The organism is Candidatus Kaelpia imicola (assembly GCA_030765505.1).
GTDB lineage: Bacteria > Omnitrophota > Gorgyraeia > Kaelpiales > Kaelpiaceae > Kaelpia > Kaelpia imicola.
Map to the genome: position 1 here is coordinate 13,627 of JAVCCL010000043.1, position 25,743 is coordinate 39,369.

Genomic DNA, 25,743 nt, shown 5'->3' on the forward strand with positions numbered 1-25,743 from the left:
CTTTGCTATTACAGTATTTTTCAGGCTAGGTTGACTTTCTATGTTTCTTAGCTATAATAGATTCTTCCCATGAGCCGGGATGGCGGAATTGGCAGACGCGCATGGTTAAGGACCATGTGGGCTAACGCTTGTGGGGGTTCAAGTCCCCCTCCCGGCATTAATCCCTTCTATCTATTGCGTAGTTGCTTCCAGGGAGTGTTTTGGTGTACTCTTTTACTTCAGCCCCTCTCTCGGCTACTTCTGCAACGTGTTTGAACTCTATATTATTGTTAGTTATAACAGATACAGTTACAGACATTAAAGGAACATTCTCTTTATTTCCTTTTCTATCTTTTGATTCTATGTAGCCTTTTTCTCTATCTTTTTTAGGGTAGTAACGGGGTATCTTGGAGTCAAACTTCTTTATAACTGATTTAGATATCTCTTTTGCCCTCTCAGCATCTGCTATTATTACAAAGTCATCTCCTCCGACATGGCCTATAAAATCATTTTTTTGGCCTATCTCATCTACTGTCTCAATAAGTACGCGGGCGGTCTCCTGGATGATTCTATCACCTTTTTCAAATCCGTATTTATCATTATAGGATTTAAACTTATCTAAATCGACATAGCAGACTGCAAATTTGTTTTCTGATTTTATTCTGCTCTCAATCTCATTTAATATTGTTACATTACCGGGTAAGCGGGTTAAGGGGTTGGCATCAAGGTCTATCTCGGCGCGTCTTAAGACCATCTTGACGCGGGCAATTAATTCTTTCTCATCTGTGGTTTTGACTATATAGTCATCGGCTCCTGCATCTATTCCTTTTATCTTATCAGTTACATCTTCTTTTTTACCTGTAAGCATTATTACAGGGATGTGGCGTAAGAGCAGGTCTCTCTTTATGAAGCGGCAGAGTCTCTCACCGTCGACTTCAGGCATAACATAGTCTGTTATAACCAGGTCAGGCGGTCTGTGATGGATTTTATCTATGGCTTCTTTTCCATTAGAGGCTTCTTCAACTTCAAAGCCTTCTGATTTAAACAGTATCGTTAAGACATCTCTTATATCAGCATCATCATCTACGACTAAAATTCTCTTAGCCATCTTTTTGCTCCTCTCTTTTTATAGGCAGTTTAAAATAGAAATGGCTTCCTTTTCCAATCTTGCTCTCAACCCAGATAGTACCGCCGTGGGCTTCGATGATCTGTTTAACAAGGGAGAGCCCAAGGCCTGTTCCTTTCTTCTCTCGATTAATAGCATTATCAGCTCTGAAGAACTCATTAAACAATTTATCCAGGTCTCTATCATCAATACCGGCTCCTGTATCATAGACTTCAAATTTGACATAACCGTCTTCTGAGGTCAGGTTTAATCCGATCTGCCCAAGTTCGGGAGTAAATTTGAGAGCATTACTGAGTAAATTCACCAAAACTCTTTCAAGCTGAAGTTTATCAACCATTATATTCTCAGTTTCAGCTTCAAATCTGGTTCTAAACTCTATTCTTAGCTCTTCTGTCTGAGGTGCGATTATCTCTTCAACGTCTTTTATGACTTCATGTAATGAGATATCTTCAATATGCATCGTTGTCTTACCGGATTTAATTCTTGAGATATCAAGCAGATTATTTATAAGGTTTACAAGTTCGTTTGAATGTCTGTTAATTCTTTTTAACCTCTCCTGCTGTTCTTTTTCTAATTTTCCCAATCTTCCGCTGGAGAGTATCGTTGCATAACCTTTTATTGAGGTAAGGGGGGTGCGCAGCTCATGGGCAACTGCAGATACAAACTCATTCTTAGCCTGGTCTACTACTTGTAAGGCTTTATTTGCTTCTTGGAGCTCTCTGGTTCTCTCTTTGACACGTTCTTCCAAGTCCTGATATGATTTCCAGAGCTGCTCATAGAGTGATGCATTCTCTATGCTCTGGACAAGCTGGTTTGCCAGAAGAGATAATATCTCTATATCCGACTCAGACGGCTTTTGGAATGTCTTTGTATTTCCTATCACCATAACACCGATACTTTTCTCTCTGATAGATAGGGGAAGTATGATCATAGATGTTAAGTTGAGTTTCTCAGCCAAGGGAGCTAGGCCTTCGGGCATATGAACTTTGCTTCCTACATATATAGGGCCTTTTAAGGCCGAGATACTATCTATTATATTATCCGGTATCTGGGGTTCTTCATTGCCGTAGCCGGTAAACTGTTTGACTCTGATATCCTTGCCGCTATCGTCGAATATAAAGAAAGCCAGTTTTTCAAAGTTCAGCTCTTCAATATCTTCCTGCTCTATGCTCTGGAGTATTTTGTCGGTTTCAAAAGTATTGGATACTGTCTGGGTTATCTTATATAGAGTATTTAGCGCCTTTAGTTTTTTATCCAGCTCTCTTTGGGTTCTTTGGAAGTTCAGGTTTGTATCGGCAAGGAGTTTTGACTGGGATTCAACTTCGGTATAGACCCGGCGCATATATTCAAGTTCAGAGAGAAGCTTCTTTTTATTCATCTTCTCTTGGCCAAGAAGAGTGATAAGGAATGTAGCCAGTGTGAGCAGTATAAAAAAGAGTATTAATAAGCCTAGTCCGATATTTATATACATCTACTCTTCCTCTTCATTTAATCTTCTTCCTTTTATTTAGATAGATAATTATACATTCTTTACCCCTAAGGCAGCTATAAGTATTGTGCCGTTCTGATAATAAGAGGAACTGATTAGCTGAGAAGAGTCTCCCAAGGGTGCAAACTGTCCTCTTGTATATATCCCAATTATCTTTGTGGTCTCGGGAACTTTTTTCTTTATAAGATTTATCTCAGTATTTATATCTACCCCTAAGATCTCTTTACGTTCTATTCCTGAAACCAATATTATGAACTTGGGACTTATCTTCTCCTTCTGAAATGGTTTTAAGGCTTGGTCTAGAGCTTTCTCGGTTGCTTTAAGCAGGGCCTTTCTGGTCCCCATCATCAGTCTCAGGTGTTGGTTCTCAGTGACTTGTGAGTCTAGTAATATACTGCCGCCGGGTTCAAAGAACTTGGGGAACTTTATTATGTAATTATCTTTTTCGGTTTCAAACCCTAAGGGGTATATCGTAGCAATTGAAGTTATATCATCTTTCCTTAGATCAAGGTGTTTACCCAGATATTGAAAGTAGTATTTCAGGGGGCTCATATCGTCTAAGTCCTGGACTCTATTGGTTTCCGCTTTCTTTATTTTCTTAGGCAGCCCCAGAGGGATCCAGCCATGATAAGATCCCACTCCGACAATTAGGTTCTCGCCTGCAAATAGTATCCCAACCACTCCATCTTTACTGCTCTGGCGGTTAAAAGATATCTCGGTTGGATTTAAAGACGAATCAGATGATACTATGCCTCCTACGATAGGAAACCTTATCCCTAGTACTTCCTGCAGTCCTTTTAAGAATTCTGTTTTTTGGATGAAACTGTCAGAGCCGAAAACAAGAGCGAGTCTCTTCTGGGACTCTTTTTTCTGGGTCTTAGCTTCCAGGGAATCCAGCAGCCCCCAGGCCAGGTGGTGTCCTGCTATGTAGGGGTTCTCGCTTAAGTTCTTAACCAGAGATACTGCATGATAGTAGGAGTGGCCGGATAAGAGGCTTAAGACCACAGATCTTTTTTTAAAAGTATTGTTTATTACATTAGCCTGAGAGTTTATTATTACAAGGTTTTTCTCTCCTATGGTTGCTTTTATGCCGTCGTTCATCTGCAGGATAGGGTACTCATAGTGAGAGAATGCTATTCCTATCTCAGGGACGTCTGCTCCTAGAGACGAGAGAGCTTTAACCGCGGCATTCTTGCCGGCGAAGTAAGCATTAGTATCTGAACTAATGCCGGTTCCTATTCTTAGAGTCATAAGATTGTTGCTTTTTTTAAATTAGCAAATATGTTTATATAATAAAATTTATGTTTAGTTATGTCAATTTTATTAACCGTTGAGAATATTTTTGGTACAATAACAGCAATGAGAAAGATGTATAATATCTTGCTTCTATCGCTAGTGGTTTTAATTCCGCTTCTCTTCTCCAGATCTACTTTTGAAGTTGTGAGGGCGAAGATTACGTTATTTGAGTTAATCTTACCCTGGATCTTCTCTATCTGGCTCTGGCGTAATTTTAAATCCGGGTTTAAGGATTTGTCCAGACAGCCTCCTCTGCTGCTTCTGATTGTAGTCCTGTTCTATGTTCTGGGGCTATTTCTCTATTTCAGGAACAGTTTCCATACCGCCTGTTTTGAGAAGCTGCTTTTAAATACTCTCTCTCTTGTGTTGATACTCACATTAATAGCCAAGGAGCCCGGCAGAGAGCTGCTGCATAAGACGCTTATCTATCCGGCGCTTCTGGTCTTTGGTTTTGGGCTTTTCCAGATATTTGGAGTAAATATAGCTAATTACGGAGATGAGTTCTTGAAGCAGTCCAGAATATTCTCAAGTCTTGCAAATCCCAACAACCTGGCGCTGTATGCCAATATGGTTATCTTTTTGAGCATCTACTGCTATCTGAAGAAGAGGAATTTTTTCTATCTTATTATCATAGTTTTTGGACTCTTTAATCTCATCTTCACAAAGAGCGGGAGCGGCCTGATATCTTTTATCTTTGGGCTTCTGATATTCTCTTTCTCTCTAAAGAAAAATATTCGAGTCTTGAGTGTGATCTTATTTGCAGTTATACTTCTCTCTCTGATTATGAGTGCTGTATCGTTAAAGACCGAATCTTTCTTTTACCGAAGCTATATCTGGAGTGATGTCTATAGAGTCATAAAAGAGAGGCCTTTTGCAGGCTGGGGTTTAGGGAGTTTCTCTTCCGTCTATCCTTACTTTAGAAACCCCAGGCTCTTTATCCTGCTTCAAGACCACCAGATAGAGTTTGTTCACCCTGAGAACTATTATTTCAATTTAATCGTGGAGGGCGGCTTCTTATATCTGTTCTTATTTCTCTTTATGAATGCTACTCTCTTCTATTATCTTTTTAAGTATAAGAGAGGTTCAAGCTTAAGCTTCTGTTACCTTGCTATCTTAGGTTCTATGCTCTTCCAGAATCTTTTCTCTCAGAGCTTCTATAGTTTTACTCCCTATTTTTTATATCTGGTAATATTTGCTTTAGCGATGCGTGAGGTTGGGAGCCGTTCAGTTAGGAGAGCTAATATGACCAGGTTTCAGATTCCAGTTGTCCTGCTCTTTGTTATGTTGAATATAACGGTGAACTATTATGCCCTGAGGTTTTTTATCTCCGATAGTTATTTAAAAGAGGCAGTCTATTATTCTCAACTCAGAAGGCTCTCCCGCGCAGAGCCTCTCTATAAGAGGTCGATAGAGTATAACTATTTTAACGCCTTACCTCACTACCTGCTTGGGAACCTATACTTAGAAGATGGGAATGAGGCCAATCTCTATCAGGCTTTGAGGTATTATAATAATGTAGAGTATATGGCCGGGAACTATCTTCAGCTCTATGCTTTTAAGGCGCTTCTTTACAGCAGGCTGGGAGATAGAGAGGGAATGGATCTCTATTTTAAGAAGATGGAACGCAATAATCCTTATCTCTATAGACAGTTTAAACATTATATTGAACTTAAGGACTAATTATTATAGTATAAGGTTATAAAAAGAGAGGTTTCTATGGCTGAAGAAGAGAGAGAGTTGGATCCTCAGGAAGAGAGTCCTGAGATTGAAGAGAGAGACTTATCAGGGTTAGACGGAGATGAGGATATCATATTAAATGAGGTGATTAAGAAAGATGGGCAGCCCTCCTTTATAAAAGAGAAGAGTTTAGAAGAGCTTCTTGTAGACAGAGGTCTTCTTACGGATGAACAGCTTGACTCAGCTAAGGCTGAAGCCAAAGAGACCGGCAAATTACTCAAAGATATATTGATTGAAAGCGGTTTTATCTCTCAGGAACATATGCCTCTTCTCTGGGGTGCTGAGCTTGGGGTTAAGAGCGTAGACCTATCCAGTTTTATCATAGAGCCTGAGATAGCCGGACTTGTTCCTGAAGCAACGGTAAGAAAGTTAAAAATCCTTCCTCTATTTAAAGAGGGCAACAGTTTGACAGTTGCTATGGCCGACCCGACCGATGTTAGGATTATCGATGAGCTGCATCGTGAGACTGCTCTCATGATTGAGCCGGTGCTTGCATCTGATATGGAGATCATAAGGACGATTGATCAGACTTACGGTACAGCCGATACAATCTATGAGATTGTCAAGAGTGTTGATGAGAAGAAGCTCTTAAGTTCAAAAGAGGCGGGAGATGAAGCCCCGATAGTCAAGCTTACCAACCTCATTATAGTTCAGGCTGTGAGAGATAGGGCTTCGGATATCCATATTGAGCCTGAAGAGAAGATGGTTAGAGTCAGATATCGGATTGACGGAGTCTTACATAGAGTCATATCACTGCCGAAGTTTCTGCAGATGCCTATTACCTCACGTATAAAGATTATGTCTGATTTAGATATTGCAGAGCGCAGGCTTCCCCAGGATGGAAGAATCAGGATGGATGTAGGTAATAAATCTATAGATTTGCGTGTCTCTCTGCAGCCGACGCTCTTTGGTGAAAACGTTGTGATGAGAATCCTGGATAAATCCAGCATTATGATAGGTATTGAGAGTCTGGGATTTTCAAAAGATGATTTCAATACCTTTACAAATGTTATACGCGCGCCGCATGGGATGATTCTTGTAACAGGCCCTACTGGAAGCGGTAAGACAACGACGCTCTATTCCGCTATTAACAGGATAAATACGGAAGATAGAAGTATTATGACAATGGAGGACCCTACGGAGTATCAGATTCCTCTTGTCAGGCAGACCCAGGTCAATCCCCAGATAGGTCTTACCTATGCTGCCGGGCTGCGTGCGATATTGAGGCAGGATCCTGATATTATAATAGTAGGTGAAGTCAGAGATTTAGAGACAGCCGAGATAGCTGTCCATGCTGCTTTGACAGGTCATCTGGTCTTCTCGACCCTGCATACCAACGATGCTGCTTCTGCTTTCACAAGGCTCATTGACATGGGAGTCGAGGCTTTTCTAGCCTCCAGTTCTGTAATAGGTGTTATAGCCCAGCGTCTTATCAGGGTAATATGCGAGAAGTGCAAGGAAGAGTTTAAGCCTACCAAGGCGATATTGGATGAGATGGGTATTGTAGATAAAGGAGATACTATCTTCTATGAGGGTGCCGGTTGTCCGCTCTGCAAGGGTACAGGTTATAAGGGAAGGATTGGAATATTCTCTATACTAAGGGTAACCTCCAAAATTCAGGATCTTATAGTCTCCCGTGCCCCTGCTACCGATATCGATAAGGTGGCCAGATCGGAGGGTATGGACTCTTTAAGAGATGACTGTCTGGATAAGGTTAAAAAGGGAATTACAACGGTTGAAGAGATGTTCAGGGTTACTCAGGATATAGTTGTATAGTAACTGCAATATAAAAAGGATATGGATATGAAGAAGAGGTTGAGTTCTTTTACCCTGATGGAGCTGATAGTTGTCATGTCTGTTATAATTGTCTTAGGCGGTATATTACTTCCTCAGGTTAATCGCGTAATAACGGAGGCAAGAACATCGAAAGCGAAGGCAGAGTTAGAGCATATAAAGGCTGCTATGCTGGCTTATAAGGAAGATACCGGGGAGCTTCCTCCTAAGGCAGCCACATTTACTGAGAGCTCTATTACTGCAGCTATTATAAATGCTCTCCTGAGTACTGATAGTGCCACAGGATGGGACGGACCCTATCTTGATAAATCGGTTCTGACTGATCCCTGGGAAGAAGACTATATATATGCCGATAATGACGGGACAGCAAATTATCCGATTTCTTATCTTCTCTCTAAAGGCTCAGATAAGACTAAAGATATATCAAATCCTCATCTAACAACTGCTTCGGGAGCGGATGATGATATCTATGTTGTTGTCTATAACGATGGAGATTAAAAATGATGAAACTGAAAAAGAATAAAACAGGTTTTACCCTTGCGGAGATAGTTGCAATTCTCGTTATTCTGAGTCTCTTATCAGGTGTTATTACGCCTCAGATAGTCAAGACCATTAAAAAAGGAAGAGATGCCAGGCGTATAGCGGATATTGATAGTCTTGCCTCGGCTCTTCAGATTTACCATCTGGATAATACCGTCTATCCTACTGCTGCAGCCTGGACTTACTCAACAGGTGCTTTTTTAGGGGATCTTACAACGGGTAACTATATAACTCAGACTATAGAAGACCCCAAGAATGATGCTACTTATAAGTATGCCTATATAAGGGTAGCAGGAGATGACCCCTATGCTGTAATAGGCTGTACTAAGTTTGAGCAGCTCGCTTCTATGGGCGGAACGGTTGAAGCCATAACTCTATATTATTACAAAAAGCTCTATGAAAAGTAGAGATGTCAACCTGTCTATCTTAAGGAGTTTAAATATGAAGACTTCAAAAAGAGGCTGGACTTTGATTGAGCTTGTTATGGTTATAGTGGTTATATCCATTTTAGCTTCAATAGCTATTATTAAGATAAATGATGTTATGCAGGCAGGTAAGGTTGCTGCCGCGGTCTCTGATATAAATATAATAAAGAGAGCTCTTATGAGTTATTTCGGTGACAATATTGCTTTTCCTTCTGATGCTGCTGCCGGAGCTGATCCCGGTTTAGCCCCGGACTACATAGACTCCTGGCCGGCTGAGAATCCCTGGGAAGGAGAGTATGAGTATAACTACGGGACCTATGCCGATTTTAATTTTGACGGTACAGCGGGCAATGAAGTCTATCTCTCTATAAATAAAGGAAGTGATAATTTGACATCTGAGACATGTACAGAGGTTGATAATCTTTTGGATGATGGTACGACTACAACCGGTAAGGTCAGATCCGATGGGTCAACCTATATCTATATCTATGTTTCAGAGGGCTAGGGTAAATATTTTAAATCGATAAGGTATGCCTACATATATATATAAAGCGATAGATGCTAACGGTAAATATTCCAAAGGTAAACTTAAGGTATCGAGTGAGTCTGAAGTAGAGAGCATAATCTCTCAGCAGGGCCGGACGCTTATAAGTGTCCAGGAAGCAGCTAAGAAGCAGCAGTTTTTCTCTTCGGCAAAAAAGGTATCCAAGATAAAGAATAGTTCCCTGATCAGTTTTACCTATCAGCTGGGGACATATGTTGATAGCGGTGTGCCGCTCTTAAGCTCGTTATATGATCTCTCTAAGACCCCCGAGGATCCCTACCTAAGCAGCGTGGTCTCTGATCTCTACTCTATGATAGAGAAGGGTTTCTCTTTTGAAGAATCTTTGAAGTCTTATCCTAAGATATTCGACAATCTATATGTAGGGGCTATAAGAAGCGGTGAGACAACAGGTAATCTGGCTGAAGTCTTAAAATATCTCTCTCATTATCTGGAGTGGAAGGCTGCGATAAAATCTCAGGTGATACAGGCTATGATCTATCCGGTTGTTCTTCTGGTTGCTATAGGAGGTGCTATAATAATTTTGGTTACGTTTGTGTTTCCCAAGTTTGTCAGCATATTTGAAGGCATGAATATAGATATACCTATCACAACCAAGATGTTAATGATATTGAGCAAGACTGTCCGTTCTCAATGGAAGGTCCTTATTGTAGGCTCTACTGCCGCTTTCATTGCTTTTAAGGCCTATCTCAAAACTCAGCAGGGAGGGTTATTATTTGATAGATTGAAGTTTAAGCTGCCTATATTCGGGACACTGCTTAATAAAGTTGCTGTATCCCGTTTTACTCATACTTTCTCAATGGCTTTAAGGAGCGGTATTGATGTTATAAGAGCATTGGATCTATGCATCAAGGTTGTAGGTAATAAGGTCTTGGAACTGGATATATCCTCAATAAGAGATAAAGTTAATATAGGGGAGAACCTGGCTAATGCTTTTAAAGAGAGTCATGGGTTCCCTCCTCTGGTTACAAGGATGATCTCAGTCGGTGAGAGTTCCGGTACGCTGGAGGAGACGGTACGTAAGGTATCTGAATATTACGATAGCGAGGTTCCTAAAACTATAAGCAGAGTCTTCTCTTTGATGGAGCCGCTGCTCTTAGTTATTATGGGTCTGGGTGTAGGCTTTGTAGCTTTTTCAATATTTGTTCCGATGTTCAGTATGGTTAATGTCGTTAAGGCACATTAAAAATGGTTCTATCTCTGTCTCAAAATTATCGTTACAAGATCAGCTCTACTCTATCGAGAGAGCAGGGTGTCACTTTCGTCTCAGCTGTTATCCTGGTTGCTGTAATGTCGCTCTCTATCTGGGCATCCCTGGTATTGAGCGATGTAATACTTAAGGCCAAGAGCGTCGGCACCACAGAAAGCGAGATGGAGATAATAGCCGAAGGCCTTTTAAATTTCTATAGAGATTGCGATCAATTTATAACTGATACAGGAGTGCTTTCAACAGATTTCCTCGATTTAGAGACTCAGCCTCTGGCACCCCGTTTTGAGGGTACTCCATCTTTGCAGAGTTACAGGCAGAGTGCCTGGGACGGCCCCTATGTTAGAGGGGGTTACGATGAAGATAAGGATGGAGATACGGTTGATTTTATACAGGAGTATTTTAAAGATGCCTGGAATAAGACCTATATCTATGATTATACTGCCGGGGCTACTTCGGCTACTATTACAAGCTATGGTTTAAACCGTGCAACTGGTGGAGGAGATGATATAGTGGTAACAGTTACTGCAGATGGCGTGGTAGAGGAGAAGATAAGAAAGACAAAAGAAGAGCTGGCTTATATAAATGCCAGAAAAGAAGAGTTAGAGACAAGGTATGATAATGCCGGTGAGACCTGGCCTCCTGTAGGTTTTGATATTGATAGTCTATTCAGTACTTACGGATGTGATACCACAGGTCTTGTGAGTCATTGGAAGATGGATGAGGCAGTTTGGTCAGGAGTAGCTAATGAGGTAGTAGATTCAGTAGGCACTAATCATGGAACAGGACAGCCCACAGGTGCTTCTTATACCGGGCCCACAACAGTTTTTACAGGTAAGCTTGGCAGATGTGGCAGTTTTGATGGCACTGATGATTATGTAAATTCTATTAATGTTGATTCTTGGATTAGAACTGTCAATGATATAACTGTAACTGGATGGTATTATCATAATGCTGATACTAATGGTGCTCCTTGGTATATACTAACAAATACCTCTCCTATAGGTTCTGCGGATGGTTTTTGGTGGCATATAAAGTATACAGGGAATATTTTTTATTTAAGGACCGAAGACAATGTTAACGGGGAATCAGATGGAACTGGCACTCCTTTTGTGTCCGAAAATACTTGGTATCATATAGCTACTGTTGTTGGAGAAGACAAGTTTCATGTTTATGTAAATGGAGATATTTACTGGGCTTGGACACCAAACAATGATTTTTCATGGGCAAATATAAATTCAGATACGGCATACTTTGGTATAGGGAGGAGTTACAATATAGGTAGTGATTGCAAACTTGACGAAGTCCGCATCTGGTCTCGTCCATTAACCCCAGCTGATATCTTCCAAGAATATTTAAGAGGTCCGTATCTAACTGATTGGGCTTATAAGTACGATGAATGGCAGAGCGAATATGCCTGGGATAGTGGAGATGACGTATTCTATAGTTTTGGTCCTGATAGGGTTACAGGGAGCGCAGATGATATATACCAGAGTGAATAGAAAAGGTGATGATATGAGAAGAGAAGGTTTTACATTACTTGAGATAATAGTTGTGATCATTATTGTCGGTATCTTTGCCGGGGTTCTGACTCCTCTTGGTAATATTGCTATCAGGCGTACGAAGATTAGGAGCACAGAAGAGAAGATGGAGATTCTTGATAAAGCTCTGGCTTCATATTATGAGAGTAATGCCGGGTTTCCAGCAGATTCAGGTCTTGACCCCAATGATCTAACCACTTTAGAGACAGCAGGTTATATTAGTGAGTCTGAATACAGTGATGACTATGCCTATGATGCCTGGCGGGTAGCTTTTCAATATACCTACAATGCCGGTCAAGTCAGTGTTACGATACGCTCATTCGGCCCGGATAGAGTAGAGAGTAGTGATGATATTCTCTATATAGTACAGGCTAAAGACATCTGGAAGAAGTGGCGTAGAGATACTCAGGAGAGGCTGAGAAAGGTAAATCAGGCTGTTGAGAAGTATATCTCAGAAGGTAATACTGTTACTACAGGGGACAGTTCTGAAGTTCTATCTTCTGAGCTTGATGCCGCCGACATCTATGACCCCTGGGGAGAACCTTACCGTTATGACGAGAGTCTGTCTACATTTTATAGTTACGGTCCCGATAGTACTCCAAGCAGTGCTGATGAGATCTATCCGGCAGGAGTCGATACAGCGCCATAGTTATGAGCTATCTGTATAATAAGATTAAAGGTGTAACTCTGATAGAGCTTGTTGTTGTTATCATAATAATGGGGATTTTAGCCGGGATGTTAACACCTCTTGCAGCAACGACTATAAGAAGGGCAAAGATATCCAATGCTGAGAGTAAGCTCTATGCTTTAGGTGAAGCGTTAAGGCTTTACTACGAGTGTAATTTCGATTTACCAGCCAGTGATTTAGCAGATCTCTCTCCGGAATATATCAGGTCTTCTGAATATAGCGGTGACTATGCCTACGATGCCTGGAGGAAAGCTATCGTATATACCAAATCGGACTCAAAGAGCGCGACTGTTCTCTCTTATGGGCCAAACAGGGTAAGCGGGGGAGATGACATAACATATAATGTCTTCTGCAGCGATATCTATAGAGACTATCGCAGAGCGACAGAGATTGAGCTGATAGAGGTTAACAGGGCTGTTGAGGATTTTGTAAGGGATGGTTATCTTTTAAGCAGTTCTATTACATCTGCATCGGCTGATTTTAGTACTTATTTAACAGATAGCGATTATAGATATGATAATTGGGGTATTAGAGGTGCTCCAGGTGAAGATAGGGCAGATGGGGAGCCTTACCACTATGATGAGACCAGGAAGACATTCTATAGTTATGGTCCTGACGGAGCTGATGACTCCTGCGGTGATGATGATATTCTACCTGAGGGGATGCCTTAGATATAATGCATAGATTTAGCCGGCTGTTAGTATTCAGGTATTCTGGAGATTCCGGCATTACCCTTATGGAGCTTGTCGTTGCGATTGTTATCTCCTCACTCATTGCAGGTACTTTTGCTACTATATTCTATAATGTTACAACTTCCGAATTAAAAGATGCGACTAGAGACGAATTAGATATTATAGCCGAATCTTTACTCGATTTTTATAAGGACCTAGATCAGTTCCCTAAAGATTCCGGTGCTGTCAGTACCGACTTTCTTGATTTAGAGAGAACCCCTACGCCTAACAGCAGGATGGATGCAGCTGTTGCTGCTTTACAGGCTTGGAGAGTAGCAGCCTGGGACGGGCCATATATTCAGGATAAGTTTGACGATGATAGTTATCAGAAAGATGCCTGGCAGAATGATTATATTTATGATTATACTTACGGGAATGATTTCTGTGTTGTTACAAGCTATGGTCCAGATGGAGTAGTCGGAGGGACAGATAATATAGTTGTAAGGGCTAATGCCAAAACCATCAAAGAAGACAGAGTACGAGGAGTTCAGGATGAACTTGATATTATTCAGCTTGCATTGGCTGATTATGTAAGAGCAACAGGCTCTGCTCCAAGTGATATCTCAAGCCTATTTGAGTGGGAGGTTTTAAATCTCCATATGGATGAGTCTGTTTGGACTGGGGCAGCAGATGAAGTGGTAGATAATAGCGGTATGGGTAACAATGGTACAGCTTATAATGGAGTAACTACTACAAGTAGTGGGAAAGTGGGACGGGCGGGAAGTTTTGATGGTAGTAGCGATTATGCTAGCATTGCTGATAGTGTTAGCTTGGATATTGATGGTGCAATTACAATTGAGGCATGGGTTAAACTTACAGCTGGATATCCATCTTCACATCAGATGATAGCAAGTAAAGGTGGTGTAGCTTGGTATATGTCTATTTACAATAATAAGGTTTTCTTTTCACCTTGGATAAATGGAACACAAACTTATACGCAGGGATCAGAAATAGTTTCAGAGAATGCATGGCATCATGTTGCTTGCTCATGGAGCCCAGCAACAGATAAATATTATACATATTTAGATGGACAAGTTGATGTTGATGTAACTCATTCTGGAAGCTCTCTTAGCACGAATGCGAGTAATTTGCTTATTAGTGCTTATGCGAGTCAAGGAGACCTCCCGTTTAATGGTATAATCGACGAAGTTCGCATTTATAGCGTAACTCTTTCTTCAGATGAAATCTACCAACACTATATTAACCCAGGATACCCAAGAGATTATTTTGATTTGCATGACTATGCTTTTAAGTATGACGGGTGGGAGAGTGAATATGCTTTAGGTTCAATGACGGTAGGCGGTGAGACAGTCTATTACTTTTACTCCTGCGGCTCAGATAGAGCTGATGATTCCGGAGCAGATGACGATATAAAGCCCAGAGGACTATAGTTCCTTAAAAGATATATATCTTTTAAGCAGGGATAAATTTTGATAGAATTGATAATCTATGAAGGATAAAAAATATCTCGGTTTTGAATTAAGTAAAGAGAGTCTCAAAATAATTGAGATTGAGGGTTCATCTCAAAATGATTTTAAGATAGTCTACTATAAAAATATAGTTATACCGATGCTTACATTGCCGGGGGGTGAGAAGACAAAAGATATGGTTGTTGATTGGGATATGCTTCTTACCCAGCTTAAGACTGAGATCAAAGATAGAAACTACAGCAGCAGCCTGATATCTCTAACAGTACCCTCGAAAGATGCTTCTGATGTAGTTCTTACTATTCCGCTTATCAAGGGTAAGGATATAGTGCAGTTCTTAGAGCGTGAGATCAAAAAAACAACAGTAATTCAGGAGGATAGAAATAATAAGATTGAATATCTAAAGCTTGGAGATAGAACGGTTAAGACCGGCAGGGTCCAGGATATTTTAACGGTCTTAACGGATGCGGATAAACTGAAGAATTATTTGAATAATTTTGCATCTTTAGGCGTAAGACCGCATATATTTGCAATTAAGCCCTATGCACTTTACAGCCTGATGGAGAATCTCTATCCGGAATTTAAAAATGTTGTTCTTATTGACGTGGGTAGTGAATTGACATCTATGGTTGTAATTAAGGATGGTCAGCTGAAGTTTGCAAGAAGTATGTATATAACCATAGGCAGCATAGTAGAGGCGGTATCAGAGGAGAACAATCTTCCAGAGAGAGAGGTAGCAGATTTTATCAGTCAGCATGGATTTAAAATCGAATCTTATCCTGAGACAGAAGAGGGTAAGAAATATAAGAGGTCTATTTTGAAATTCTTAGATAGGTTCAGGGCTGAATTGCAGAGGTCGATACTATTCTATCAGGAGAAGTTCGGCTCTGGCGATAGAGTCTCTAAGATAGTTCTTACCGGAGGCGGGCTGGGAGTTGCCGATATAACTGAGTTTTTAAAAGAGAGATTGAAGCTGGAGATAGAGACTCTGCCCATTGCAAAGCGGCTTATTGCTGGTGATGATTTTAAGAGCTGTTACTCTCTCTATGCTTCTTCTATCGGCGGAGCTTTAATCTCAGACTTAAAAAGCAAGTTTAACCTCGCGCCTAAAGTAGAGAAAGATAGGACCGGCAGGCGAATACATCTTGAGATAGCGGTGGTATTTCTGTTTGTCTATGCCGCTATATACTATCTTCACCTTGGTTATAAGAACAGGCTCTCTGTACAAAAAAAACAACTTAATCAGATTCAGTTTGAGATAGGGAGTTATCCGGGGAACTTAGAGCAGGAGTATAAAGATGTTTTAAGCAAAAGAGAGGATTTTTCTGAATTGGAAAAGAGTTTCTTGAATTTGCAAAAGCCTTATATTGAATGGAAAGGGTTCTTTACCGAGATCTCAAATCGTATAGACCCAACTATGTTAGTGGTTGATTTCTGGGTAGGGTTTAACAGTGAAGGTGCTATGGTATTTCAGATTCAGGGTGAGTACGAAGGGACCTATCCGAATGCTCAGCTGGTGCTGAGAAAAGCGAGGCTCAGCTTTGAAGAGTCAGACTTATTTCAGAATATTAAATTTGAGATTCAGAGATCCGGCAAAGTTAAGATAGGCGAGATTAGAAACTATCCCTATACTATGGCCGGATATATAAATTCTGATTTCTTAACCAAGAGAGAGCTATGATAGGGTTTAATTTTAAAATCGATAAACAGTTTGCGGTAATAATTTTCTACATCTTATTGGGGACTATTATTGCCGCAGCGCTATATTTTCTTCTAGTCCTAAAGACTACCGGTAATATAGAGGATTATAACAGCAGAATGGATATTGCTTCAGGTGAAAGCAAAAGAAAGAGAATGATGCTTCAGGCGATAACTGAATTTAACGAGACTAAATTAGAGATAGAGGCGAAGACTTTGAAATTTTCTGAACATATTCCCTATAAGGTTGATACGACCGAGTTTGTTAAACTATTGGACAGTTTCTCTTCCGAGTTTAGTTCCAAGTATGGGCTGAAAGATATGAGGATTGATATCTTGCCTCTTACGGAAGTAGAAGAGGGGTACTATGAGAGGCAGTTCAGGATATATTGCCAGGGCAGGTATATGGATTTGATGAGATTCTTTGATATTCTTCAGAGAGTAAGATACCTTATAAATGTCGAAGAGCTGAGTATAAAAAGAAATCCGAAAATAATCCCCTACCTTGAAACGGATTTAAGGATAACTATAATTCAAACCTCAGAAGAAGAGTAGTCTGTCTCTATCTATTATAAGTCTCTCCTTGAGCAAGGATAGCTATGTTCGTTGACTCCTCTTTGGTTATAATATAAAATAACCAGATAATATAGCAGGCCGAGATGGCGGAATGGCAGACGCGCATGGTTCAGGACCATGTCCCTGAAAAGGGGTGGGGGTTCAAGTCCCCCTCTCGGCAGTGAATATAGATTATGGAGAGTTTAAATTTCAATATCGGACTCTGGAAAGCGCTTTTTGAGACAGCACTGCTTGTATTGGCCGGTTATATTAGCCGCAGGCTGGGTGTTTTTAAAGGTGATGCCGTAAAGGATTTAACGAAGTTCATAATCTATGTAACTCTGCCTGCGCTTATTTTTTACTCTTTCAGCTCTCATTTGAATAGAGCTAACCTCGGAGACTGCTCTCTCTTTTTTTTAGTCTCTCTGATTATCTTTCTAATAGGTTTTGTAGTTGGACTTATCTTTACCAAATCTCTCCTCAAAAGAGAAAATTTAAAAAGGGAGTTTATATTATTAAACGCATTTCAAAACTCCGGATATCTTCCTCTGGCTCTGGTTGGAAACCTTCTCTCACCTGCTGAGGCAGAGATTGCGTACCTTTATATATTCTCTTACCTTGTGGGTTTTAATCTCATAATGCTCTCTTTCGGTTTTTACTATATGCATGCCTCATCAGAGATGAAGCTGAAGAGTTTTATTACGCCGGCTTTTATCGCATCTATTCTGGGTATAGCTTTTGCTTTAAGCGGTTTAGCAGCCGGGATTCCAGATATTATTATCCAGCCGATACATAAATTAGGCTCTACTACTGTGCCTCTGGGTATGGTTATGCTGGGAATGATATTGGCTCAATCCAGGCTCTTCAGACTAGAGCACTTGAGGGAGCTTTCGGTTCTGATATTCTCTAAGCTTCTTCTTATACCGCTGGTAGTTTTGGTCTTGTTAAAGCTTATCAAGCTGGATGGTCTGATCTCTTTTTTGATACTGCTTCAGGCTGCCATGCCTTCAGCTACCACTCTATCTCTAATTGCGCATTTTAAAAACGCTCATACAGAGTTTGTCTCTCAAGGTATTATATATACACATCTTTTTTTACTCTTAACTCTGCCGTTAATTTTTTTATTGTTTTAAGATGCAGGTTATCTCTGGAAGATTTAAAGGTTTAAGAGTCTATGCTCCGCTTAGGAGCAGGATCAGTCCCACATCTTCCGTTGTAAAGAGGGCTATATTCGACTCCTTAAGAGAGAATGTTAATAATAAAGTAATTTTGGATCTCTATGCCGGCAGCGGAGCTCTGGGTATCGAAGCCCTTTCACGGGGTGGAATTGAGGCGGTATTTGTTGAAAATGATCCGGACTCTCTAAATGCTATAGGCAAGAATATCAAACCTCTTAAGAGTGTTAAGACTGAGGTTATTGCTATGGATGCGGCTATGGCAATAAGATTCTTAAGGGGCAGGAAGTTTGATATTATCTTTCTGGATCCTCCTTACCGGGAGAAGGTGATTAAATCTGTATTGCTTGAAATCTCTGAATGTGATATAGTAAAAAAGGATTCGCTTCTTTTCGCAGAACATCATAAAAAAGAGATAGTCTCTGGAGATATCGGGGCCTTTAGGTTAGTGAAAGAGAAAAAATACGGTGAGACCGTAGTATCTGTATTTACGAATTCTGTTTGATGAAAAAAAGAGCAATATATCCTGGTAGTTTTGACCCTGTTACGCTTGGTCATCTCGATATTATAAAGCGGGGCCTGCGTCTCTTTGATGAGATAACGGTGGCTGTTGCTGATACCAATTCTAAAGATAACCTCTTTACATTATCTGAAAGAGTTCAGATGGTAGAGGATGCTGCATCTGATTTAGAGGGGATTAGAGTTGAATCATTCAAGGGGCTGATGGTAGAGTTTGCAAGAGCTAAAGGGGTTAATATTATCCTGAGAGGCTTAAGGATGATATCCGATTTCGAATATGAGTTTCAGATGGCTTTAACCAATAGAAGGTTTGCTCCTGATATAGAGACAATATTTATGATGCCCAATGAAAAGTATTCTTATATCTCATCCAGATTGATAAAAGAGGCAGCCTCTTTAGGGGCGGATACCTCTAGTTTTCTTCCGCAGTCTGCCATAGAGAGATTGGATGCTAAATTAAAGAGGGCCGGATAGTATAATTATGCAGGAGTTAATAAAAAAAGCCTCATTAAACCCAGGCAGGATTATATTTCCGGAAGGAGATGATTTCAGAATCAGAGAAGCTGTAAGAGAGATAGAGCAGAGGAAGATTGCCCGGCCTATCATCTTTATTGAGCAGGATAATGCCGATGATCTAGAGGGGATTGATATTGTAAATCCTAAAGATAAAGGAATGATTGAAAAATATGTAGATATCTATAGTGATTTGAGAAAAAATAAAAATATAGCTAAGGATAAAATAAAAAATCTCTTAGAGTCCAACTCTGTTTTTATTGCCGCTTTAATGGTGAGAGAAGGTTTAGCCGACGCTGTGATAGCGGGGGCAGCCTATACCACAAAAGATGTAGCAAGGGCGGTTATCCACTGTATAGGTGTTAGAGATGGTAGTTTTGTGTCGAGCTGTTTTTTAATGGATACCGGAATTGAAGAGTTTGGTTATAAAGGCAAGTTTATATTTGCAGATTGCGGAATTATTTTTTCACCTGACTTTAAGCAGCTTGCCGATATTGCTATTAACTCCGGAGACCTTTTTAAGTCTCTCTTTAAGAAAGAGCCTTATATAGCTTTTTTAAGTTATTCCAGTCATGGCAGTGCTTCTGGTGAAAGCATAGAAAAGATAAGAGCTGCAGTTAGTCTGGTTAAAAAGAGGAGGCCGGATTTAAATGTTGACGGTGAGATGCAGGGTGATGCTGCCATAGTAAAAGCTGTTGCAGATATAAAATGTTCTGATTCTCCGGTAGCAGGACATGCAAATGTCTTAATATTCCCCGACTTAAATAGCGGTAATATATGCTATAAGCTGGTTGACAGATTGACATCTGCGAATGCTCTGGGTCCAATATTCCTGGGAACCAGATATCCCTGCAGTGATCTCTCTAGAGGCTGCGAGGCAGAAGAGATAGTACTTGATGCTGCTGTTATTTCAATAATGGCTCAACTGAATAAGCAATAGATGTGGTTCTTAACGATTAACTCAGGAAGTTCTTCCATTAAATATAGTCTCTTTAAGGTGAATAAGAGGTTGTCTCTGGCCGAAAAAGGAGTTGTTGAAAAGATTGGCGAAGAACAGTCTTTTTTTAAGACCGGGAGCAGAGTGCTGCGGTTAAGTATACCTGATCACCATAAAGCCATAGATCTTATTTTAGATGCAATAAAGAGAGAGATAAAAGATATATCTTCTTTGGCAGGAATTGGCCATAGAGTGGTCCATGGGGGTGAGAAGTTCAAAGAGTCTGTTGTTATAGATAGCGAGGTTTTAAACTATATTAAGAAATGCAGCCACTTAGCCCCGCTGCATAATCCTCCGGCGGTATTATCTATTGAGGCATCTGTAAAACTGCTGAAGAGTATTCCTCAGATTGCTGTTTTCGATACGGCCTTTCACCATACTATTCCCGACTATGCTTATAACTATGCCATCCCTTATAAATTCTATCGGCAATATAAGATAAGAAGATATGGTTTTCACGGTACCAGTCATCACTATATAGCATTGGAAGCAGCCAAGGTTTTAAATAAAAAATTAAAAGATACTAAGATTATAAGCTGTCATCTCGGTAATGGCTGCAGTATTACAGCTATCAACGGCGGGCGGTCAATTGATACAAGCATGGGTTTTACTCCCCTAGAAGGTCTTGTTATGGGTACAAGGTCAGGGGATATAGATCCGGCCATTGTATTGTTTTTAGAAGAGAGAGGGTTTAATTATACCGAGATAGATAAAATCTTAAACAGAGAGAGCGGGCTCCTGGGAATCTCCGGTCTAAGCAATGATATGAGGGCTATTGAGAGAGCAATGCTTAACAAAAATAAGCGGGCCCATCTTGCTTACAATATCTTTCTCTACAGGCTTATTAAGTATATATCTTCCTATATTGGTATCTTAGAAGGTGTTGATGCAGTTATTCTTACAGGCGGGATAGGGGAGAATCAGGTAAGATTAAAGAGGGATATAAAGAAGAGGCTTAAATCCATTCTGGATAAATTTGATGCAAGGGTTCTTGTTATACCTACAGATGAGGAGCTTATGATTGCCAGAGAGGGTTTGAGATTATTAAAAAGATGATAGATGCTTTAATAATAAACATTAAGAATATTCCTCCGGAGGGTCTGGAAAGAGTTCTGGAGTTTGACCCTAAAGATCTGGATTTAAAGATAGAGGACCCGGCTGAAACTGCAGTTGCCTTTGAAGGTCTTTTGAAATTAGATATCAGTATTGAAATAGCGGCTAGTGAGCTTATAATTAGGTCCAGAATGGAGTATACCTTAAAGCTTATCTGCAGCAGGTGTTTGTACGAGTTTAAACTTCCCTTTGATAAAAATTGTATTTTGAACTATAATATTCAGAATTCTGACTCTATTGATATTAGTGATGGTATTAGGGAGGAGGTAATATTAAGCTATCCTCAGAAGCCGCTCTGCAGGGAGGATTGTGCTGGGGTATGTTTAACTTGCAAGGTGAATTTAAATAAGGAAGAGTGTAAGTGCAGAATGGCAGAAAGTTGATAATTTTTAAATGGAGGTTTTAGATGGCTAATCCGAAAAGGAGACATTCCAATGCGCGGTCTCAAAAAAGGCGTACCCACTGGAAGATAAAAGAGCCTTCAGTGTCGCTCTGCCCGGAATGCAAGGAGCCCAAGCCGATGCATAGGATCTGCCCGCATTGCGGTTTCTATAAAGGCAGGAGAGTAGTAGCAAAAGATGAAAGTTAGGATTGCAATAGATGCAATGGGGGGAGATTTTGCCCCCGCAGTCTGCGTTCAGGGTGCTCAGTTGGCTTTGAGAGAGATATCTGACATAGAGATATACCTCGTTGGCCGGTCTTCCGAGATCTCTCCTCTTATTAAAGGAAGAGAGGGTATTCATATTATTGATGCCAAAGAGGTTATAGCTATGGATGAAGCCCCTGCGCTTAGCGTGAGGAGAAAGAAGGACTCTTCTATAAATAAAGCCATCAAGATGCTTAAGGAGAGAGAAGCAGATGTCTTTATAAGTGCAGGTAATACAGGGGCCGTTGTCTGCGCAGCGACTATGATTTTACGCACCCTACCAAAAGTTGAGAGACCAGGTATTGCAATAATGTTTCCAACCGTTAAAGGGTTTTCATTGATGATAGATGTGGGAGCCAATATCGATCCCAAGCCGTTACATCTTTTTCAGTATGGTCTTATGGGGGCAGCTTACGCTGAACTGATATTAGATAAACAGAATCCCAGCCTAGGTCTGCTCAATATTGGAGAAGAAGAGTCTAAAGGTACTGAGTTTATGAAGAGCGTAAATACTCTTCTTAAGGAAGGCGCTTCTAATTACATAGGTAATATAGAAGGCAGGGATATATTTTTCGGTAAGTGCGATGTTATAATAGCAGACGGGTTTGTAGGTAATGTTGCTTTAAAGGTCTCTGAGTCTGTTGCCATGGCTATTGCAGAGTTGTTGAAAGAGCGTATAAAGGAAGGGGTTTTGTCTAGATTAGGTGCATTATTGATGCTGCCTGTTTTAAAGAGATTGAAACAGGATATGGATTATGCAGAGCATGGCGGTGCTCCGCTTTTAGGCATAGACGGTAATATAATCATATGTCACGGCTCTTCTTCCAGTAAGGCTATAAAGAACTCTATTAAAGTTGCTAAAGAGATGGTTGAGCTGGGTTTAAGAGAGAAGATTAGAGATAAAATAGTTTTAGTATAAGCAGAGGAGAGAAGATGAATATAGGTATTGTTGGCTGGGGTTTTTATGTCCCGGATAGAGTGCTTAGTAACGCCGATCTGGAGAAGATGGTTGATACAACAGATGAGTGGATAACAACAAGGACCGGTATTAAGACAAGAAGGATTGCGGGAGATGATATGGCGGTCAGCGATATGAGCGCCAGAGCCGCAAGGCAAGCTATAGAGAGAGCAGGGCTCTCTCCGAAAGATATCGAACTTACCATAGTTGCCACCATCACTCCGGATATGTTTTTTCCTTCCAGCGCCTGTTTTGTACAGAAAGAGATTGGAGCAGAGAATGCGGCCTGTTTTGATATTAGTGCGGCCTGTTCAGGATTTATATATGCAATGGATGTTGCAAGGGGTTTGATATCTAGTTTAGGTTATAAGAATGCTCTGGTTATCGGAGCTGAGAAGTTATCAGCGATAGCTGATTGGGAGGATAGAAACACCTGTATCTTATTTGGGGATGGAGCCGGGGCTGTTGTTTTATCGGAAGTAGAGAGCGGCGGGATTTTAAGCAGTTACCTGGGTGCGGATGGTACCAAAGACGAATTGCTCTATCTTCCCGGAGGCGGGTCCAGAAATCCGTCAACACATAAGACAGTGGATCAGAGGCTGCATTACCTTAGGATGCGGGGAAATGAGCTGTTTAAAATTGCGGTTAAAATTATGGCTAACTCTGCAGAGGTGGCACTTAAAAGAGCGGGGCTGGAGAAAACAGATGTCAAGCAGCTTATTCCTCATCAGGCAAACTCCAGAATAATATGGGCGACCGCTAAGATGCTTGGATTGAAAAAAGAACAGGTATTTGTCAATATAGATAGATACGGCAATATGTCTAGTGCTTCAGGTGCTGTTGCACTCTGTGAGGTTTTGGATTTAAAAAATATAAATAAAGATGATATACTGCTCTTGGTTGCGTTTGGCGGCGGTCTTACCTGGGGTGCGGCTGCAATCAAGGTTAGCTAGAGGTTAGATTATGAAGTTAGGTTATATATTCCCTGGTCAGGGTTCTCAATATATAGGTATGGGACATGATCTCTATGAGCATTTTGATTTAGCTAAAGAGATGTTCCACGAAGCTAATAATATGCTGGGTTTTGACATTATGAGGCTCTGTTTTTTTGGTCCGATAGAGGAGCTTACGAAGACTAAAAATTGTCAGCCGGCCGTATTTCTCGTATCTGTTGTAACTTTAAGGTGTTTAGAAGAGTATTTCTTTACCAAAGAGTCCGGGGGTCTGATAAAACCTGCTATTACCGCCGGTCTGAGTCTTGGAGAGTATGCATCCTTGGTGGCTGCTTCTTCAATATCTTTTGAAGATGGATTGCTTCTTACTAGGAGAAGGGGAGAGTTTATGGAAGAGGCTTCTAAAGAGAATGAAGGGCAGATGAGTGCTATTATCGGTCTGGATAGAGATATCTTGGAGGAGATAGCAGGGAATACAGGGGCTGAGATTGCAAATATCAACTCTCCCAACCAGATAGTTATAGCGGGAAGCCCCGGGGTTATCAAAAAAGCTGAAACTATGGCTTTGGATAGAGGCGCCAAGCGCGTTATGAGGCTGAATGTTTCCGGAGCTTTTCATAGTTCTTTGATGGAGCCTGCAGCACGAAAACTTATGCTCTATTTGAAGGATCTGACTGTCTTAAAACCTGAGATTACAGTCTTAAGCAATGTAAACGCGTATTACTCTTTCTTTCCGCAGGAGATAAAAGCCAACCTCATAAATCAGGTCAACCGTACCACACTATGGCTGGACTGTGTTAAGGTTATGATAGATTCCGGTCTGACCAGTTTTTTGGAGATTGGCTGCGGTAAAAGATTGAAAGGTTTGTTGCGTAAGATAGATCCCAATCTGATAGTCTATAATATAGAGAACTATAACGATATTGAAAACCTTTATCAGGAGTTAATCTTAGAGGAGGTAAACCATGGGTATGCTGGATGACAGAGTTGCTTTAATAACAGGTGCCGGCAGAGGTATAGGAAAAAGAATAGCTTTAATATTTGCAGATCAGGGGGCGGATATAATCTGTCTGGATTTAGATAGAGAGAGTATTTTAAGTACAGTCTCTGAAGTTGAGTCTAGAGGCAGAGAGGCCCTGGGTCTGGTCTCTGATATCTCTAATATTAAGGAGGTTGAGGATGCTCTGGCCAGCTCTTTAGAGAAATTTGAGAAAATAGATATTCTTATAAATAATGCCGGTATTACAAGAGATAATCTTCTTCTCAGAATGAGTGAAGAGGATTGGGATATTGTCTTAAAGGTTAATTTAAAAGGAGCTTTTAACTGCAGCAAAGTTATATCTAAACATATGATAAAGAATAGAGGCGGCAGGATAATAAATATAGCCTCTATTATAGGTATTGTTGGCAGCGCGGGGCAGGCCAACTATGCAGCTTCTAAAGGCGGCCTCATTGCTCTTACCAAGTCTCTGGCTAAAGAGTTTGCCTCAAGAAATATAAATGTAAATGCAATAGCGCCTGGTTTTATAAAGACTAAGATGACCGATGATTTAGGAGATGAAGTAAAGGCTAAGATGTTGGATGGTATTGCTCTTAAGAGGTTTGGGGAACCGGATGATGTTGCCAAGGCAGCACTCTTCTTAGCTTCAAATCTCTCTGGTTATATTACATCTCAGGTTATAGTGGTAGACGGTGGTATGATATCCTAATTTTATAAAATATTGACTAAATTGATTGAATATGATATATAGATTTAACCTTATTGTTAATAATTGAAAGGAGGAATGATATGGGAGTAGCAGAAAAAGTGAAGAAGATTATTTCAGAACAATTAAATGTTAAAGAGGATGAGATTACGGATAATGCCTCTTTTGTAGATGATTTAGGTGCTGATTCTCTCGATACAGTTGAGCTTGTAATGGCTTTTGAGGAAGAGTTTGGTATTGAAATACCGGATGAAGATGCTGAGAAGATTCGCATGGTATCAGACGCTGTTAAGTACATAGGAGAGAAAGCAGGTAGTAAGGAGGAATAATTTAGATAGTTTTTAAAGTGATGATTATGCCGAGCGATG

General features: G+C 40.5%; 27 protein-coding genes and 2 tRNA genes. 26 read left to right on the forward strand and 3 right to left on the reverse strand.

Translation table 11 applies throughout. From position 1 onward, the window contains the following. The first annotated feature begins 73 nt into the window (after window positions 1–73). Window positions 74–157: transfer RNA gene (locus P9L98_06615), tRNA-Leu, on the forward strand. Here the strand turns inward: P9L98_06615 and P9L98_06620 are convergent. From P9L98_06620 to P9L98_06630, 3 genes are read right to left on the reverse strand one after another with little or no spacing between them, the layout of a single operon-like run. Next, window positions 158–1,087 (reverse strand): response regulator, encoded by a 930-nt coding sequence (locus tag P9L98_06620; GenBank protein ID MDP8216964.1) that lies wholly within the window; start codon window positions 1,085–1,087, stop codon window positions 158–160. It abuts the tRNA gene before it with no gap. After that, entirely contained in the window at window positions 1,080–2,576 is a 1,497-nt protein-coding gene (locus tag P9L98_06625) for a GAF domain-containing sensor histidine kinase (GenBank protein ID MDP8216965.1), read from the reverse strand. The genes P9L98_06620 and P9L98_06625 overlap by 8 nt, the downstream gene beginning before the upstream one ends. Before the next feature lie 48 nt (window positions 2,577–2,624). Continuing rightward, entirely contained in the window at window positions 2,625–3,845 is a 1,221-nt protein-coding gene (locus P9L98_06630; protein MDP8216966.1) for an FIST N-terminal domain-containing protein, read from the reverse strand. A gap of 60 nt (window positions 3,846–3,905) precedes the next feature. Here P9L98_06630 and P9L98_06635 point away from each other — a divergent pair, with 60 nt between their 5' ends. The 25 genes from P9L98_06635 (at window position 3,906) to P9L98_06755 (ending at window position 25,704) form a co-directional block, all read left to right on the forward strand. Beyond that, the gene (locus P9L98_06635; GenBank protein MDP8216967.1) at window positions 3,906–5,570 is read left to right on the forward strand and encodes an O-antigen ligase family protein; all 1,665 of its coding nucleotides are present in this window, start codon (window positions 3,906–3,908) and stop codon (window positions 5,568–5,570) included. Between the two features lie 36 nt (window positions 5,571–5,606). Continuing rightward, window positions 5,607–7,403: an ATPase, T2SS/T4P/T4SS family gene (locus P9L98_06640; GenBank protein ID MDP8216968.1), complete on the forward strand. Its 1,797-nt coding sequence runs from the start codon at window positions 5,607–5,609 to the stop codon at window positions 7,401–7,403. A gap of 27 nt (window positions 7,404–7,430) precedes the next feature. Beyond that, window positions 7,431–7,919: a type II secretion system protein GspG gene (locus P9L98_06645; GenBank protein ID MDP8216969.1), complete on the forward strand. Its 489-nt coding sequence runs from the start codon at window positions 7,431–7,433 to the stop codon at window positions 7,917–7,919. A gap of 2 nt (window positions 7,920–7,921) precedes the next feature. Beyond that, the gene (locus tag P9L98_06650; protein ID MDP8216970.1) at window positions 7,922–8,368 is read left to right on the forward strand and encodes a type II secretion system protein GspG; all 447 of its coding nucleotides are present in this window, start codon (window positions 7,922–7,924) and stop codon (window positions 8,366–8,368) included. Between the two features lie 34 nt (window positions 8,369–8,402). Continuing rightward, entirely contained in the window at window positions 8,403–8,891 is a 489-nt protein-coding gene (locus P9L98_06655; protein MDP8216971.1) for a prepilin-type N-terminal cleavage/methylation domain-containing protein, read from the forward strand. Window positions 8,892–8,916: 25 nt separating this feature from the next. Further along, the gene (locus P9L98_06660) at window positions 8,917–10,134 is read left to right on the forward strand and encodes a type II secretion system F family protein (protein ID MDP8216972.1); all 1,218 of its coding nucleotides are present in this window, start codon (window positions 8,917–8,919) and stop codon (window positions 10,132–10,134) included. 2 nt (window positions 10,135–10,136) lie between these two features. Beyond that, a complete protein-coding gene (locus P9L98_06665; GenBank protein MDP8216973.1) occupies window positions 10,137–11,657 on the forward strand; it encodes a LamG domain-containing protein in 1,521 nt (506 codons plus the stop codon). Next, window positions 11,635–12,345, forward strand: coding sequence for a type II secretion system protein GspG (locus P9L98_06670; GenBank protein MDP8216974.1), 711 nt, complete (start codon window positions 11,635–11,637; stop codon window positions 12,343–12,345). Before P9L98_06665 ends, P9L98_06670 begins: the two co-directional genes overlap by 23 nt. 2 nt (window positions 12,346–12,347) lie before the next feature. Then, entirely contained in the window at window positions 12,348–13,055 is a 708-nt protein-coding gene (locus P9L98_06675; protein MDP8216975.1) for a type II secretion system protein GspG, read from the forward strand. A gap of 5 nt (window positions 13,056–13,060) precedes the next feature. After that, the gene (locus P9L98_06680) at window positions 13,061–14,506 is read left to right on the forward strand and encodes a LamG-like jellyroll fold domain-containing protein (GenBank protein MDP8216976.1); all 1,446 of its coding nucleotides are present in this window, start codon (window positions 13,061–13,063) and stop codon (window positions 14,504–14,506) included. Between the two features lie 58 nt (window positions 14,507–14,564). Continuing rightward, entirely contained in the window at window positions 14,565–16,223 is a 1,659-nt protein-coding gene (pilM, locus tag P9L98_06685; GenBank protein MDP8216977.1) for a pilus assembly protein PilM, read from the forward strand. Then, the gene (locus tag P9L98_06690) at window positions 16,220–16,795 is read left to right on the forward strand and encodes a hypothetical protein (protein MDP8216978.1); all 576 of its coding nucleotides are present in this window, start codon (window positions 16,220–16,222) and stop codon (window positions 16,793–16,795) included. Before pilM ends, P9L98_06690 begins: the two co-directional genes overlap by 4 nt. Window positions 16,796–16,893: 98 nt before the next feature. Further along, a tRNA-Leu gene (locus P9L98_06695) sits at window positions 16,894–16,976 on the forward strand. A 13-nt stretch (window positions 16,977–16,989) separates the two neighbouring features. Continuing rightward, window positions 16,990–17,928 (forward strand): AEC family transporter, encoded by a 939-nt coding sequence (locus tag P9L98_06700; protein ID MDP8216979.1) that lies wholly within the window; start codon window positions 16,990–16,992, stop codon window positions 17,926–17,928. 1 nt (window position 17,929) lies between these two features. Then, window positions 17,930–18,475, forward strand: a complete 546-nt coding sequence (rsmD, locus tag P9L98_06705; protein MDP8216980.1) for a 16S rRNA (guanine(966)-N(2))-methyltransferase RsmD — start codon at window positions 17,930–17,932, stop codon at window positions 18,473–18,475. After that, complete coding sequence (gene coaD, locus P9L98_06710; GenBank protein ID MDP8216981.1) at window positions 18,475–18,963, forward strand: pantetheine-phosphate adenylyltransferase; 489 nt, start codon at window positions 18,475–18,477, stop codon at window positions 18,961–18,963. Before rsmD ends, coaD begins: the two co-directional genes overlap by 1 nt. 7 nt (window positions 18,964–18,970) lie before the next feature. Further along, window positions 18,971–19,942, forward strand: a complete 972-nt coding sequence (locus P9L98_06715; protein ID MDP8216982.1) for a phosphate acetyltransferase — start codon at window positions 18,971–18,973, stop codon at window positions 19,940–19,942. Then, on the forward strand, window positions 19,943–21,055 hold the full coding sequence (locus tag P9L98_06720) for an acetate kinase (protein ID MDP8216983.1): 1,113 nt from the start codon (window positions 19,943–19,945) through the stop codon (window positions 21,053–21,055). It begins immediately after the preceding gene. Further along, a complete protein-coding gene (locus P9L98_06725; protein MDP8216984.1) occupies window positions 21,052–21,495 on the forward strand; it encodes a DUF177 domain-containing protein in 444 nt (147 codons plus the stop codon). The genes P9L98_06720 and P9L98_06725 overlap by 4 nt, the downstream gene beginning before the upstream one ends. 23 nt (window positions 21,496–21,518) lie before the next feature. Continuing rightward, window positions 21,519–21,701: a 50S ribosomal protein L32 gene (gene rpmF, locus P9L98_06730; protein ID MDP8216985.1), complete on the forward strand. Its 183-nt coding sequence runs from the start codon at window positions 21,519–21,521 to the stop codon at window positions 21,699–21,701. Beyond that, complete coding sequence (plsX, locus tag P9L98_06735; GenBank protein MDP8216986.1) at window positions 21,691–22,677, forward strand: phosphate acyltransferase PlsX; 987 nt, start codon at window positions 21,691–21,693, stop codon at window positions 22,675–22,677. The genes rpmF and plsX overlap by 11 nt, the downstream gene beginning before the upstream one ends. A gap of 14 nt (window positions 22,678–22,691) precedes the next feature. Next, on the forward strand, window positions 22,692–23,669 hold the full coding sequence (locus P9L98_06740) for a beta-ketoacyl-ACP synthase III (GenBank protein MDP8216987.1): 978 nt from the start codon (window positions 22,692–22,694) through the stop codon (window positions 23,667–23,669). Window positions 23,670–23,679: 10 nt separating this feature from the next. Beyond that, complete coding sequence (fabD, locus tag P9L98_06745) at window positions 23,680–24,651, forward strand: ACP S-malonyltransferase (GenBank protein MDP8216988.1); 972 nt, start codon at window positions 23,680–23,682, stop codon at window positions 24,649–24,651. Further along, complete coding sequence (fabG, locus tag P9L98_06750; GenBank protein ID MDP8216989.1) at window positions 24,635–25,378, forward strand: 3-oxoacyl-[acyl-carrier-protein] reductase; 744 nt, start codon at window positions 24,635–24,637, stop codon at window positions 25,376–25,378. Before fabD ends, fabG begins: the two co-directional genes overlap by 17 nt. 80 nt (window positions 25,379–25,458) lie before the next feature. After that, window positions 25,459–25,704, forward strand: coding sequence for an acyl carrier protein (locus P9L98_06755; protein MDP8216990.1), 246 nt, complete (start codon window positions 25,459–25,461; stop codon window positions 25,702–25,704). Window positions 25,705–25,743 lie beyond the last annotated feature (39 nt).